Here is a 13,715-nt window from a genome sequence, read left to right as displayed (position 1 = left end):
AATCGGATTTAATCGGTTTCCGTTGTCTAATCCGATCATAACAGGATTTCAATCGGATTTAATCGGTTTCCGTTGTCTAATCCGAGCATATCGGGATTTCACACGGACTTAATCGTTTTATACTGTCGATTCCGAGCATATCGGGATTTCACAGTGACTTACTCGTCACCAGCCTCAATCCTCTTCCTGTAATTTCAATAATTTACTTTGCACATGTTTTCTGATGAAAAAATCACTGACCTGATTGTCTGAAAATCTTTGGATGGTTGTAGGCGTCAATGGCCAAGACTTATTCAGTATACTTATTTCGTCAATCACACGCTGAGCTACCTCAATAATTGGGAGGACTTCCTTGCAACTTGAACATTTGAACCAATTCCTGTTCATCCGAATCAGCCGCTCACCGCACGCCTTACAAAACACGCCTTTTCCCAGACTGTGGAAATCGACAAGCGCATCTCCCTGGTACTTCAGATCAGTCACACGCCTAGACTCAAGATTCCTCACCAGCTCACTGTGATCATATTGATTATTCACCATGCATTTGGACAGTTTCTTTTTCAAATTGCTCCTGACAATGATTTCATTCGAAGCGGGCAGATTGAAAATCGTCTGGTTTTCGTTAATAAAGACCAGCACATTGAACATGCGTACTTCCCGGCCAAAGCCGCCGATCAGCCTGTTCATCATATTACGCTGCTTCGCCACCTGAACGAGCGGATCGGCAAACTCATTTCCATTATCAAAATACCACTTCGACTCCATATAGTTCAGGTCGAAGCTGTAGTTTTTTATCTCAAACGTATACAGAAAATCCTTCGCAATCACCAGGTTATCAATCTGAACATGTGACATGTCTTTTTTCGACCGGGTTAAGAACCGCTGGTCGATCTCTTCCGGGTAAAAGTTGTAATCCTTCATATGCACGATGTTCGTATCCTGAATGAACTCATCCGCAATTCCGTCAAAAATCATCTCACCTTCATACCCCGCTTCAAGTTTCTGCAGTTCTTCCCTTTCATAAGCCGACAGCCGATACCGCCGGTTCAAAATCTCAAGCTGTTGATGGCGTCTTGTTTTCTCTCTCAAATCACTGGCCTCCGGTTTTTATTTTCAGCATAAACCGGCTTTGAATTGTTGTCATATCACAGCAATTCAATTTCTGCACAAGATTCACAGCCAAAATAAAATTCCTGTTTCAAAACACGACAGTTATCCGGTTTCCGCCCTCAGAAATTTGAAATCTGTAAATTTCCATAAAAAATACCCGGCACTCATGAAAGTCCCGGGCACATCAACAACTATTCTATTTGAATTCTGCCATCATATCATCGAAAGTGTCTCTTTCAAGTCTCATTTCACGTGAGATGAGCGGCTGATCGTCATAACCTTCAATGTGCTCTTCGTATGAAGGTGCATCCGGATTATGATAGATGATGCCTTTCAACAGGCCGTCGTTTTCCATGATCGAGTTCATTGCACCTGTCGCGTTATGAACATCATAGCCTTCAAGGTCCGCGATCGAAATCAGGTTTTCCTTGAACCAGTCGTAAGTGTTCACCTTGTTGTAAGTGACACAAGGGCTGAAGACGTTGACGAAGCTGAATCCTTTATGGTCGATTGCCTGCTGGATGATTGAAGTCAGTTCCTTGATGTCTGAACTCACACTCTGGGCAACGAATGTCGCACCGCTTGCGAGTGCAGTTTTGATCGGCTGTATCGGCTGTTCGATCGAACCTTTCGGCGTGGACTTCGTGACGAAACCTTTAGAAGAAGAAGGGCTCGTCTGACCTTTTGTCAGACCGTAGATCTGGTTGTCCATGACGATGTAGGTAATGTCGATATTACGCTTCAGGGCGTGGACCGTGTGTCCCATACCGATTGCGAAACCGTCGCCGTCGCCGCCAGAAGCGATGACCGTGAGGTCTTTATTCGCCATTTTAACACCCTGGGCCACCGGCAGACTGCGTCCATGAGTGGCGTGGAAGCCATATGACTTGATGTAGCCGCTCAGACGGCCGCTGCATCCGATACCAGTGATGACAGCGAGTTCATCCGGCTCAAGGCCATTGCCCGCACAGGCTTTCTGGATTGCGGCCTGGACACTGAAGTCGCCGCAGCCTGGACACCAGTTGGGTTTGATATTGTTTCTGAAATCTTTAAAAGTTGCCATTTATAAAACTTCCTTTATTTTCAAAATCGAATTGATATACTTTTCAATCTCATTCGGCTTAAACGGCGTTCCATTATATTTCGTAAATGACTTCATTTTGCTGTGCATATGGTAGTTCATTTTCACTATATTGAATAACTGTGCACTGTAGTTCTGTTCGATGACGAGTATGTCCTTTGCACCTTCAAGGTACGGATATAAAGCTTCCGCCGGGAACGGGTGCAGCTGCTTCAGCTGGACGTGTGTAATGTTGCCGACGATATCTTCGTCGAAACGGCCGATCGCTTCCGATGCGACCCCGTTGACACTCAGGAAACTGATGACAAGAAGGTCGCTGTCTTTTTCACCGTCCACTTTGAAAGGCTCTTCCATTACAAAGTTATTCAGCTTGCGCATCCTTTTTTCCATCATGATCTGACGATTGTCCGCCGTTTCACTCGGTGTGCCTGTCGGACTGTGTTCGACACCTGTGACGTGGTGTATACCGCCTTTCAAACCTGGAATCGGACGTGATGAAATGCCATCTTCGCTGTCGCCGTATCTCTCGAAGTATTCTGTATCGTCTTCTTCCCGTTCGATATCTTCAAGTATCGTCTTACCGCGGTTGATCTCGACTCGTGACAGATTAAACGGTTCGGACGTCTGCTTGCCTAATGACATCTGCAGATCCGATAACAGAATTACAGGCACCTGGTAATATTCAGCCAGGTTGAATGCATCGATTGTCGAATAAAAAGCATCCTCGACATCTGTCGGAGCGAGCACAATTTTAGGAATATCTCCGTGTGTGCCGTAAATCATCTGATTGAGGTCGGCCTGTTCCTGTTTGGTCGGAAGGCCTGTGGATGGACCGCCTCTCATCGTATTGACGATGACGAGCGGCGTTTCCGTCATGCCGGACAGACCGATCGATTCCATCATCAATGACAGACCCGGTCCCGCCGATGCTGTGAAACTTCTCGCACCAGCATAGTTTGAACCGATTGCCATCGTCACTGCTGCAATCTCGTCTTCTGTCTGGATGACCGTGCCGCCGAGCTTCGGCAGATGCTTGATCATGTATTCCATGATTTCACTTGCCGGTGTGATTGGATAGGCAGGCATAAAACGCACGCCGGCATTGACTGCACCGAATCCTATGGCATCGTTGCCGATGAGATAGAGTTTCTCCGTTCCATCAGATTCACCGAGGTCGAAACCACCGTTGATAGACAGCTCATTATATTTTTCATCCATCGCTTCAAAACCGAGACGCAGTGCATTATGGTTGCTCTGGACGATTTCCTCGCCTTTTCTTATGAACATCGTGTGAATCATATCTTTGAATGGTTCCATCGGCAGATTCATGAGTCTTGCACTTGCACCGATCGCCACCATGTTTTTCATCAGCTGGCTGCCCTGCTCTTTGGCAATTTCCGTAAATGGAATCACGACTAAAGTAACGTTCAATGATTCATCCACTGTCGGTTTGAACTTGGCATCTGCCAAAATAATGCCGCCTTCAATAAGTTCGTGGCTGTTCACATCAATCGTCTGCTGGTCAAAAGCGACAAGAATATCTATATTATCATCAACCGACCGGACTTCATCCACTGAAATCCGTATATTGTTGTTTGTATGTCCGCCTTTTATACGGCTGGAAAAGTGACGGTAGCTGTACAGGTGATAACCCAGGCGGTTAAGTGTGGTGGAAAATATCTCACCAGTCGACTCAATTCCTTCCCCCTGCTGTCCGCCCACTTTCCAGGACAACTGTTCTTTCATATAAATGCCTCCTTATTCAATTAAAACTATATCAGATAAACGTTCTTCAAGCATGATGATACTCCCGATCCAGCAGAAAATCATACTTGAGTCCGAGCCTATCATTCAGTTATTTTTATCTTTTCAATCTTTTTATAATCAGTATCGATTATGACCCCGGATAATATCCCTTTACCTTCATCGGGAACATCATGTCTTACAGGAAGCTGATTTAAAAACCTCTCGATGACTTCCTCTTTTCGTATGCCGAGTATGCCCTCCTTGAAACCAGTCATACCGGCGTCCGTAATATAGGCTGTTCTGCCCGGCAGAATTTGTTCATCATTCGTCTGAACATGCGTATGCGTACCGACGACTGCATCCACCCTGCCGTCCAGATAATATCCCATCGCAAGGCTCTCACTCGTCGTTTCACTGTGAAAGTCGACAAACGCATAGTCATGCTCGTTTTCCTCAAGGACTTTATCCACTGCTTTAAATGGGCAGTCGATGGCCGGCATGAAACTTCTGCCCTGCAGATTGACGATGAGCAGCTTTTTATTGTTGATGTTGATGGTTTTATGGCCGCGGCCGGGTGCCGATCCCGGATAATTTAAAGGTCTGATCATATTGATATCCCTGTCCAAAAGTTCGTAAACATCACTTTTGGCAAATGCATGATTGCCGAGTGTAATAAAGTCCGCCCCATAACCCAGCAGTTCTTTATAGATTTTTTCTGTGATCCCTTTGCCGTGAGCGGCATTTTCACCATTCACTATCGCAATCTGGGCTCCGTGTTCTTTTTTTAATTTTAATAGGTGGTCTCTCACCATTCTTCTGCCGATTTTACCGACAACGTCACCTATGAATAAGATACGCATGAATTTCACCCTTACTGTGTTAATTTTATGGAATTTTGCGTTTACCGCATAAATGGCTGGGTATGATTTAATATAAAAAATTTAGGAGTGAAACATTTGTCACTATCAATCGATCCGAAACAATTTGCACAATCCGTCCTGTATGCCAACCCTTCCGATCCTTTATCGACTGCTGATGAAAAAGCGATCGAAGGCCTGGAGTTATACTTGACTGCATATCGACTTGCAGAAAAATATGAAAGATTGTCGACCAGCCACAACACTCAGGAGACTTCTGAGATTCTGCAAATGCTGAAAGATAATGAAGACAACAATATGTAATTATACATGAAATCGCCCTGGACTTATACCGGTTCAGGGCGATTTTAAAGTCAATACTGATATTTTCATTAAAAATTCATATAATGTACACTGACTGCAACGGAAAGTCAGACATTAAAAAACCCGAACTCAAAAGTTCGGGGATTTTTATTTGGCATATTCCACTGCCCTCATCTCACGGACGACTGTCACTTTAATGTGTCCTGGATACTGCAGTTCATCTTCTACTTGTTTCTTAATGTCTCTGGCCAATCTATGTGCATTCAGATCATCAATGCTGTCAGGAGCAACCATCACCCTGATTTCACGACCTGCCTGTATGGCAAACGTTTTTTCAACACCCGGATGGTTATCTGCAATTTCTTCCAGACGTTCCAAACGCTTCACATAGTTTTCCAGTGTTTCACGACGTGCACCCGGTCTCGCAGCACTGAGTGCATCAGCTGCCGCAACCAGTATGGATATTACATTGTTCGGCTCGACGTCACCGTGGTGTGAATGAATCGCATTGATTACAGTTTCCGATTCCTTATAGCGTTTCGCCAGTTCCACACCTATTTCAACGTGGCTGCCTTCGATTTCATGGTCGATGGCTTTACCGATATCATGTAACAGACCTGCGCGGCGTGCAACCGCAACATCTTCTCCAAGTTCACTTGCAAGCATTCCTGAGAGATATCCGACTTCAACAGAATGTTTCAATACATTCTGCCCGTAGCTCAAACGATATTTCATCTTTCCAAGATGCTTGATGAATTCTGGATGCAGGTTGTGGATATCGAGTTCAAATGCTGCAGCTTCACCTGCATCACGGATCTCTGATTCCATATTACGTTTTGCCTTGTCCACCATTTCTTCAATTCTTCCCGGGTGGATGCGTCCATCCTTCACCAGTGACTCCAATGCGTTTTTGGCAATTGCACGACGTATTGGGTCAAAACCTGATAAAATCACCGCTTCTGGTGTATCGTCAATGATTAAATCTACACCTGTAAGAGTTTCAAGTGTGCGTATATTACGTCCTTCACGACCTATTATACGTCCCTTCATTTCATCACTTGGTAAATTTACAACGGAGACGGTAGACTCGGAAGTATACTCGGCAGCATATCTCTGTGCTGTCAATGCGAGCAGTTCCTTCGCATTTTTGTCTACATCCATTTTCATCTGGTTTTCTTTTTCTTTTACCATAACAGCCATATCATGTGACAGTTCTTTCTCTAATTCAGAGAATAGTTCTTCGCGTGCTTCCACACGTGTTAAACCGGAGATGCGGGATAGTTCTGTTTCTTGTTGATTGATTATTTCTTTAATCTTTTCATCCTCGGCATCAACCAATTGCTGTTTTTCTTCAATTTTCGCCTCTTTTGTCTCCAGTGCTTCGTCTTTCTTGTCCAAAGTTTCACTTTTTCGGTCAAGTGTCTCTTCACGTTGAAGCAGTCTGGATTCAAATGCTCTGAGATCGTTTCGTTGATTGTCAACTTCACGTTCCATGGCATCTTTGAGATTTTGGTTTTCTTCTTTTGCTTCCAACAGCTTTTCTTTCTTGATACTGTTTGCTTCCTTTTCAGCTTCACCGATTATATGTTCAGCTGACGAACGCGCTTCCTGCTGTTGCTTAGTCAAAATTGATTTTACTATAAAATATCCGATTACAACGCCTAGAATTATGCCGAACAAGATTAAGAGAATGTCTATCAAATCCACAATAAACACCTCCTTAAAAGGCTCAAGCTAATATATATAATATAGTTATTAAAATATTATATATAACAATTCTAAATATAAACCTGAATAAAATCAAGCACCAGCTTCATATTTATATGAGCTGGTGCTAATAATACCCTGTTTACTGATCTTCATCCTGGAAAAGTGAATTTTCATCCGCTGCTGAATCTTCAGGAACATCTTCTTTGGCGCCGTCGCCGAAACCGAGTTCATCCCTCAGTTTTCCTGAGATTTCTTCAAACAGTTCAGGGTTCTGAGAAAGATGTTCCTTGACATTTTCCTTACCCTGGCCTAAACGTTCGCCGTTATACGAATACCATGCACCGCTCTTTTGAATTATTTCCGCTTCCGAAGCAAGATCGATGACTTCACCGGTTTTGGAAATGCCTTTACCGTACATCATATCCACTTCCGCGACTCTGAACGGCGGTGCCACTTTATTTTTAACAATCTTGATCTTCGTTCTGTTACCGACGATATCCTGACCCAGTTTCAGCTGCTCTGCGCGGCGTACTTCAAGTCTGACAGAACTGTAGAACTTAAGTGCCCGTCCGCCTGGTGTCGTTTCGGGGTTGCCGAACATCACACCGATCTTTTCACGGATCTGGTTGATGAAAATTGCTGTTGTATTACTTTTTGCAATCGCAGAAGAAAGCTTGCGGAGTGCCTGTGACATCAGACGGGCCTGCAGGCCGACATGGCTGTCGCCCATTTCACCTTCGATTTCGGCTTTCGGAGTGAGTGCCGCGACGGAGTCGACGACAACAATATCCACAGCGCCGCTCCGGACGAATGCTTCCGCTATTTCAAGCCCCTGTTCACCGTGATCAGGCTGTGATAAATATAAGTTTTCTGTATCTACACCCAGGTTTTTTGCATAAACAGGATCCAGGGCATGCTCTGCGTCTATGAAGGCCGCAATGCCTCCGCTCTTTTGTACTTCTGCGATGGCATGCAGTGCGACTGTCGTTTTACCAGAGGATTCAGGACCGTAAATCTCGATGATTCTCCCCTTAGGATAACCACCGACACCCAGTGCTTTGTCCAATGTGATTGAACCGCTGGAAACTGTGGATACGTTTCTGCCGGTATCATCGCCAAGTTTCATGACTGAACCTTTACCAAAAGATTTCTCCATATTTTTGATTACAGTATCTAATGCTTTTTGTCTTTCGTCCATGTTATCCCTCCATATGTTACTTCGAAAATATTATATCATGTAAAAAACAAAAAAGCGAACATATATTCGCTTTTATTCTGCAGAAATTAAATTTTGGTGTACACAAACTATGGATCGGACGTCCTTATACGCCCAAAACCGTGTTTCTGTAAGCTAAAGCATACAGTTTTCGTTTTATTCGGGTTTTGCCTTGAATACTTCTCTTCCTTTATAGAAATATTCGATGCCGGAAAGGACGGTGAAAAATACTGCAATATACATCAGCAGCATACCCAGTGAAAATGGTATGAACTGGGTGAATATATCTCCGAACAGCAAGAAGATCAATGCGAGCATCTGAAATGTCGTCTTCACTTTGCCGAGGTTGGATGCAGCGCTGACGAATCCCTGCTCGATCTGCAGCAGTCTAAGCCCCGTAACCGCAAATTCCCTTGCGATGATGACCACTGCAATCCAGGAAGATATAGTATGCCATTCCACAAGAACGATCAGACCTGCGGTGACCAGCAATTTGTCGGCAAGTGGGTCCAGGAACTTACCCATGTTTGTAATCAAATTCCATTTGCGGGCGAGGTAGCCGTCAAGAAAATCTGTAAATGTTGCAACAACAAAAATAACCGCTGATATGAACTGTTCCACCCTGATGACTTCCCCGCCGAGAAATTCCATATCGCCAAAACCGAAATCGGCCAGGGCAAATACCATGAAAACAGGTATCAGAATCACCCGGAAAACTGTGAGCTGATTAGGTATATTCATACTATCACTCCCTTACAATATTAAATTCATAATGCACTGTGATTGCATCTGTCGATTCGCTGCTGGACACTGTCTCTCCGCCGACGGTCAGTTCCTGTTCCGGCGCATTACCGATTGTCAGGTACAGGGTCGAAGCATTTTCATCGATATTAAATTCGCCTTCTGAAAGCTCTTCATATGCGTAAGTGTTTCCTGCATCGTCAGACAGACTGACCCATGAATTTGCTCCCGAAAGGGTCACTTCAAAATCACCGTTCACAGATACATCATAAAATAAAGTGTTATTATTCATGCCGACATAACTGATATCGGCTGTGGATTCTGATTCAGATTCAGATTCCTCTTCCTCCGATTCTTCTTCCTCTTCTGCCTGTTTATCGGTCTCTTCCCCGGAATCAGAAGTTTCTTCTTCTGCAGAGTATGATTCGATATCAAAAGCTGTAGATTCATAGATCGGTGTCGATTCGAACATATCCGTTTCAGAACCGACCTGCAGCAGAATCAGCCACAGAACAAACAAAATGCCGATCATTGTGCCGAAGCCGACCAATACTTTTCTTAAATATTTAAAATCTTCATTTTGAGACTGCTGGCGTTTCTTTGACTGTTCATTCTCTTCAGGAAGGTCATCAGAGAATCTTGAAAACAAGTAATCGGCATCGAGTCCCATGACTTTAGCGTATTTTTCAATTAAAAAGTATACATGATTTGGCTCGGGCAATTTGCTGAAATCACCCTTCTCAATTGTTCTTATTATACTTTTTCTAATGCCTGATTTTTCCTGCATCTCTTTTAAGGTAACGCCGGCTTTTTCACGTTTATCTCTTAAATACGCTCCTAGTTTCATAATGCCTCCTAAAACCCATTGAAGAAGTCCATGTCCTCATTTTCGAACCAGTGTTTCTTCTTATGTTTTTCGTATGTGATCTTCTGATCTTCATGCTCTCTCAGTTCAATGATGTAGTCGAAGTCGTCCATCGTATATTTCATATCATCATTGAACAGATCCGGGTGTTCGACAACTTTAACGGCAGGGAAGCTCATCAGCTCCCTGATCAGGTTTTTATGCTCCCTGTTCGTTGAATTTGCAGTGACCGCTCCGTCGATGATATAGACGTTTCCGTCATGATATTCACCTTTCAGAAGGCTTTTACGTTCCGTCTGCTTGATCAGTGTACTCGACAGGAACAGCCATTTTTTCTTTGCGGTGACGCTCGCAGCGACAATCGATTCTGTTTTGCCCACGCGCGGCATCCCGCGTATACCGATCAGACGGTGGCCTTTTTCCAGAAATAGTTCCCCGAGGAAATCGACGAGTATACCTATTTCATCACGGGTGAATCTGTAAGTTTTCTTATCTTCATCTCTCTTGATGAACCGTCCGTGTCTGACTGCAAGACGGTCTCTGACCTCCGGTTTACGCACTTTGCTGATTTTGATGTCATCCACATATTGGCTGATGTATACAAAACGTCTGAGCTTATCGACATTATCTGTACGGACAATGAGGCCCCGCCGTGTTTTTTCCACCCCGTTGATGGTATTGATACTGATGCCGAGGTTGCCGAGCAGCGATGATATATCTCCCAGCAGACCTGGTCTGTTGATGACGTTTTCATACTCCAAATACTGCTCTATATTACGTTCCGGGTACTGGTCCAAATCAGTTTCAGGATACATATCTTTTGGTTCATTCATGTGTACCATCCTCCGTTTATATTCAGTATTTCACCATTGATGCTTTTTGAGCTGTCATTCAATATGAAACAGACCGAGCTGCTGACTTCTGAAGGTTCGACCAGCCTCTGCTGGGGCAGCTCACCGAGCACAGCTTCAAGATCTTCGTCAGAAAGCGCACTTGTCATGCTGCCGCTGACGACGCCGGGTGCGACGGCATTGACAGTGATATCCGTCGCGGCCAGTTCTTTTGCAAGAGACTTGACCAGAGTGTTCTGTGCACCTTTCATCGTCGCATAGATACTTTCAAAACTCGCGCCCACAGTTCCCCATACAGAACTGATCACTATTATTCTACCACTTTTACTCAATTTTAGTTTTGGCAGGATCACTTTTATAAAAATAATGAGCGAACGGATCGAAATGTTGTATTGTTCATCCATTGCCTTTAAATCCGTATCCTGAAACATTCCGAACAGTTCAGCACCCGGAGACCATATCAGCCCGTCGATCACATCAATGTGGTCTGTAATTTCACGGACGTCCTCTTCACTGATCTGCCCGGAAAGATCCAGAAAGTGGTGTTCACTTTTATATTCAGGCGGGCGGATTTTTGATATGGAAATAATATTTTCATCTTGCAGGTCACGGTGGACCGCCTTCCCGATATCTCCTGAGGCACCTACTATCAGATAAGTTTTATCAGTCATCAGCACTCACTTTTTCATCTTCGGGCTGCAGCACACATTCGACCATATATTCAGGATCAAGCGCATCGAATATATAATTTTTAATATCATCCACAGTAATCATTTCGATGATCTCCGGCAGCTGATACAGATCATAGCCGTCCAGATGATATTTCGTGTATTGATTTGCTATATACTCCGGCGAGTTCAGACTGGACAGATAATCCCCGAGGACTTCACGCTTCTGATTGATCAGTTTATCTTCTTCGAAAATATCTTTATTTTTAATATCTTCTATGATTTCCAGTATCGTATGTGTGAATTTTTCCGGATCATCGGTCTGGGTGGTCATCAATATATGTGCAAAATCTTTTTCTTCATTATGCGCAAAATTGAACGAATCATCGATGATGCCCTGTTCCAGCATCTCATAATAGTAGTCGGACTGTTCGCCGAAGACCATGTCGAGACCGAACATCATCGCAAGATCCCTTGTCAGACGTTCCTTATCGGAATCTATCTTTTCATTTTTAAAACCGAGCATCACTTTTGTTTCTGCTACATCAAGGTACAGATTGTGCTTCGGTTTCACTACATCGCGCTGTTCATAAGGCAGCAGCCTTTTTACATCCAGCGGTTTTATATTGCCGCGTGCGTCCTGATGGTCCTTGACGAAATCCATCGCTTCATCGATGTCGAAATCACCGACCATTATGAGGACCATGTTGGACGGATGGTAAAATGTATCGTGGCATAAGTATAAGTGATCTTTTGTAATCTCACTTATCGACGGCAGTGTGCCTGCGATATCTATCTTTACAGGCAGCTTGTCATACATCTGGCCGATTGTATCAAAATACAGTCTGTATCCCGGATTGTCCTGATACATCTTGATTTCTTCATTGATGATGCCGATTTCCCTTTCCACAGTTTCTTCTGTAAAGTATGGCTTCTCCACCATATCCATCAACAGCGTCAGGTTTTTATAAAAATCTTCCGTCGTGCTGAACAGATATGACGTTCTGTCATATGAAGTGAATGCGTTGGCGTTCGCGCCGCCTTTTGCAAACAGATCAAAGACGTCCCCGTCCTCCTTTTCAAACATTTTATGTTCCAGAAAATGTGCGATGCCGTCCGGCACCTGATGTTCTTTGCCGTTGACTTTGAAATGATTATCGATTGAACCGTATTTTGTAGTATAGGTCACAAACTTCTTGTTGTATCCCGACTTTTGAATGATGAATACTTCAAGACCGTTATCCAAAGTCTCCTGGTAGACATTTTCATCTATCTCTTTATATTCTATGTGTCTCATTCATTCACTTCCCTGTTAATGTATATACCGTATCCAGATGAATTTGATTGGCAACTTTAACGATCAGCTCATGATCGACTTTGTTCAATAATTTTTCCCAGTCACCGTCGGTGCTGTCGCTCAGGTACTGGTTGTAGACAAGCGCAATGAGCCCTTTCGGCTTATCGACGATTTCATTTCTGTTCACCTGCATCAGATGCTTCGTTTCACTGAGAAATTCATCTGTGAAGTCCCCATCCTTGATTCTCTCAAGCTCATGAAAGACCGCACTTTTCGCCTTTTCGACCTGGTCGGGGGAAATCCCCGCCAGCACAAAGAGAAAACCATTTTTGATATCCGTCTGGGAGTGGATCTGATAGGCGAGGCTCTCTTTTTCACGGATATTTTTAAATAAATAGCTCGTCGCACTGCCGCCGAACATCTGGTTGGCGACATTCAGCGCCATTCTTTCCTCGGTTGAATCCACGTTAACCCTGAACCCGATGTTGAGCTTCGCCTGTTCGACGCTTTCATGGTCGGTCTGTTCTTTCTCTGTCACTTCTTTGAAGCTGTAACCTTCATATGGCAGACGGATTGTTTCATCGCGGGCGATCAGACCTTTCAGACTGACACCCGTCACTTCATCCAGATGCCCTGCAATGAGGATGACCGCTTCGTCATTTTTCATCATTTCCTCATGCTCATCTTTTATATCTTCCAAAGTGATTTTTTCGATATCTTCAAGGACGCCGTGGGATAAATATTTATACGGCTCATCTTCGAACATGACATTCAGCAGATTTTCAAAGCTCTTTTGGGCTTTATTATCTTTAAGGCCTTTCAATCTGTTGATGTACAGACGTTTTTCCCTTTCGAAAAATTGAGCGTCTTCGACACCGTAATCAAACGGTGTCTTCAACACATCCTTCAGCACTTCGGTCATTTTTTCAAGAAGGTTCAAATCTTCTTTGACAAACCTGGAATTGATGAATTCGAGGTTGAAAGAGACAAGGTGGTCCCTCCCTTTTTTCGTGACCGCTGAAGTGAGATGCGCCCCGTAATGATGCGCCAGATATTTCAAAAATTCACTTTCAGTATCAAATGAACCGGTTTTCTTCACCATCATCCGGCTGAGCAGATACCTTTTCGACACCCGATCCCTTTCCAGCCTGCTTCTGAACTGGACTTTGACATTGATCGTCTTGAATTTCTCTGTATGAATAAAGACCGTCGGAATATTGTCTATCGTTTTTGATTGAACATTATACAT

13 protein-coding genes are annotated in these 13,715 nt (G+C 43.9%); 1 reads left to right on the top strand and 12 read right to left on the bottom strand.

Annotation, left to right across the window (positions count from 1 at the left end; genetic code table 11):
* Positions 1 to 174: 174 nt before the first annotated feature.
* The 4 genes from BLR15_RS00985 to BLR15_RS00970 form a co-directional block, all read right to left on the bottom strand.
* Positions 175 to 1,089 (bottom strand): NERD domain-containing protein, encoded by a 915-nt coding sequence (locus BLR15_RS00985; protein ID WP_092983764.1) that lies wholly within the window; start codon positions 1,087 to 1,089, stop codon positions 175 to 177.
* A 217-nt stretch (positions 1,090 to 1,306) separates the two neighbouring features.
* Complete coding sequence (locus BLR15_RS00980) at positions 1,307 to 2,173, bottom strand: 2-oxoacid:ferredoxin oxidoreductase subunit beta (protein WP_092983762.1); 867 nt, start codon at positions 2,171 to 2,173, stop codon at positions 1,307 to 1,309.
* On the bottom strand, positions 2,174 to 3,937 hold the full coding sequence (locus tag BLR15_RS00975; RefSeq protein WP_092983760.1) for a 2-oxoacid:acceptor oxidoreductase subunit alpha: 1,764 nt from the start codon (positions 3,935 to 3,937) through the stop codon (positions 2,174 to 2,176). It lies immediately after the preceding gene.
* Positions 3,938 to 4,038: 101 nt separating this feature from the next.
* Positions 4,039 to 4,797 carry a TIGR00282 family metallophosphoesterase gene (locus BLR15_RS00970; protein WP_092983758.1) on the bottom strand — a complete coding sequence of 253 codons (759 nt, stop codon included), beginning with the start codon at positions 4,795 to 4,797 and terminating at the stop codon, positions 4,039 to 4,041.
* Between the two features lie 96 nt (positions 4,798 to 4,893).
* Here BLR15_RS00970 and BLR15_RS00965 point away from each other — a divergent pair, with 96 nt between their 5' ends.
* The gene (locus BLR15_RS00965; protein WP_092983756.1) at positions 4,894 to 5,118 is read left to right on the top strand and encodes a hypothetical protein; all 225 of its coding nucleotides are present in this window, start codon (positions 4,894 to 4,896) and stop codon (positions 5,116 to 5,118) included.
* Positions 5,119 to 5,265: 147 nt separating this feature from the next.
* Here the strand turns inward: BLR15_RS00965 and rny are convergent, their stop codons facing one another.
* The 8 genes from rny to yfmF all read right to left on the bottom strand — a co-directional run bounded on the left by rny (position 5,266) and on the right by yfmF (position 13,715).
* Positions 5,266 to 6,825, bottom strand: a complete 1,560-nt coding sequence (rny, locus tag BLR15_RS00960) for a ribonuclease Y (RefSeq protein ID WP_092983754.1) — start codon at positions 6,823 to 6,825, stop codon at positions 5,266 to 5,268.
* 142 nt (positions 6,826 to 6,967) lie between these two features.
* The gene (gene recA, locus BLR15_RS00955; RefSeq protein WP_092983752.1) at positions 6,968 to 8,026 is read right to left on the bottom strand and encodes a recombinase RecA; all 1,059 of its coding nucleotides are present in this window, start codon (positions 8,024 to 8,026) and stop codon (positions 6,968 to 6,970) included.
* Positions 8,027 to 8,200: 174 nt separating this feature from the next.
* Positions 8,201 to 8,785 carry a CDP-diacylglycerol--glycerol-3-phosphate 3-phosphatidyltransferase gene (gene pgsA / locus BLR15_RS00950; RefSeq protein WP_092983750.1) on the bottom strand — a complete coding sequence of 195 codons (585 nt, stop codon included), beginning with the start codon at positions 8,783 to 8,785 and terminating at the stop codon, positions 8,201 to 8,203.
* A gap of 4 nt (positions 8,786 to 8,789) precedes the next feature.
* Entirely contained in the window at positions 8,790 to 9,632 is an 843-nt protein-coding gene (locus BLR15_RS00945) for a helix-turn-helix domain-containing protein (protein WP_092983748.1), read from the bottom strand.
* A gap of 8 nt (positions 9,633 to 9,640) precedes the next feature.
* The gene (locus BLR15_RS00940) at positions 9,641 to 10,465 is read right to left on the bottom strand and encodes a DUF3388 domain-containing protein (protein ID WP_092983964.1); all 825 of its coding nucleotides are present in this window, start codon (positions 10,463 to 10,465) and stop codon (positions 9,641 to 9,643) included.
* Between the two features lie 14 nt (positions 10,466 to 10,479).
* Positions 10,480 to 11,172: an SDR family oxidoreductase gene (locus BLR15_RS00935; protein ID WP_092983746.1), complete on the bottom strand. Its 693-nt coding sequence runs from the start codon at positions 11,170 to 11,172 to the stop codon at positions 10,480 to 10,482.
* Positions 11,165 to 12,466 carry an EF-P 5-aminopentanol modification-associated protein YfmH gene (gene yfmH, locus BLR15_RS00930; RefSeq protein ID WP_092983744.1) on the bottom strand — a complete coding sequence of 434 codons (1,302 nt, stop codon included), beginning with the start codon at positions 12,464 to 12,466 and terminating at the stop codon, positions 11,165 to 11,167. The genes BLR15_RS00935 and yfmH overlap by 8 nt, the downstream gene beginning before the upstream one ends.
* A 4-nt stretch (positions 12,467 to 12,470) precedes the next feature.
* On the bottom strand, positions 12,471 to 13,715 hold the full coding sequence (gene yfmF, locus BLR15_RS00925; RefSeq protein ID WP_092983742.1) for an EF-P 5-aminopentanol modification-associated protein YfmF: 1,245 nt from the start codon (positions 13,713 to 13,715) through the stop codon (positions 12,471 to 12,473).

This window comes from Lacicoccus qingdaonensis (assembly GCF_900101075.1).
In the GTDB taxonomy this organism is placed as follows: Bacteria; Bacillota; Bacilli; order Staphylococcales; family Salinicoccaceae; genus Lacicoccus; species Lacicoccus qingdaonensis.
This window is presented reverse-complemented; position numbering and strand designations above follow the sequence as displayed.

What these genes read in the sequence shown, in the direction of transcription:
- BLR15_RS00980 (WP_092983762.1), bottom strand. Translation starts at nt 2,173, where the DNA reads ATGGCAACTTTTAAAGATTTCAGAAACAATATCAAACCCAACTGGTGT.
- BLR15_RS00975 (WP_092983760.1), bottom strand. Translation starts at nt 3,937, where the DNA reads ATGAAAGAACAGTTGTCCTGGAAAGTGGGCGGACAGCAGGGGGAAGGA.
- BLR15_RS00970 (WP_092983758.1), bottom strand. Translation starts at nt 4,797, where the DNA reads ATGCGTATCTTATTCATAGGTGACGTTGTCGGTAAAATCGGCAGAAGA.
- recA (WP_092983752.1), bottom strand. Translation starts at nt 8,026, where the DNA reads ATGGACGAAAGACAAAAAGCATTAGATACTGTAATCAAAAATATGGAG.
- pgsA (WP_092983750.1), bottom strand. Translation starts at nt 8,785, where the DNA reads ATGAATATACCTAATCAGCTCACAGTTTTCCGGGTGATTCTGATACCT.
- BLR15_RS00945 (WP_092983748.1), bottom strand. Translation starts at nt 9,632, where the DNA reads ATGAAACTAGGAGCGTATTTAAGAGATAAACGTGAAAAAGCCGGCGTT.
- BLR15_RS00940 (WP_092983964.1), bottom strand. Translation starts at nt 10,465, where the DNA reads ATGTATCCTGAAACTGATTTGGACCAGTACCCGGAACGTAATATAGAG.
- BLR15_RS00935 (WP_092983746.1), bottom strand. Translation starts at nt 11,172, where the DNA reads ATGACTGATAAAACTTATCTGATAGTAGGTGCCTCAGGAGATATCGGG.
- yfmH (WP_092983744.1), bottom strand. Translation starts at nt 12,466, where the DNA reads ATGAGACACATAGAATATAAAGAGATAGATGAAAATGTCTACCAGGAG.
- yfmF (WP_092983742.1), bottom strand. Translation starts at nt 13,715, where the DNA reads ATGTATAATGTTCAATCAAAAACGATAGACAATATTCCGACGGTCTTT.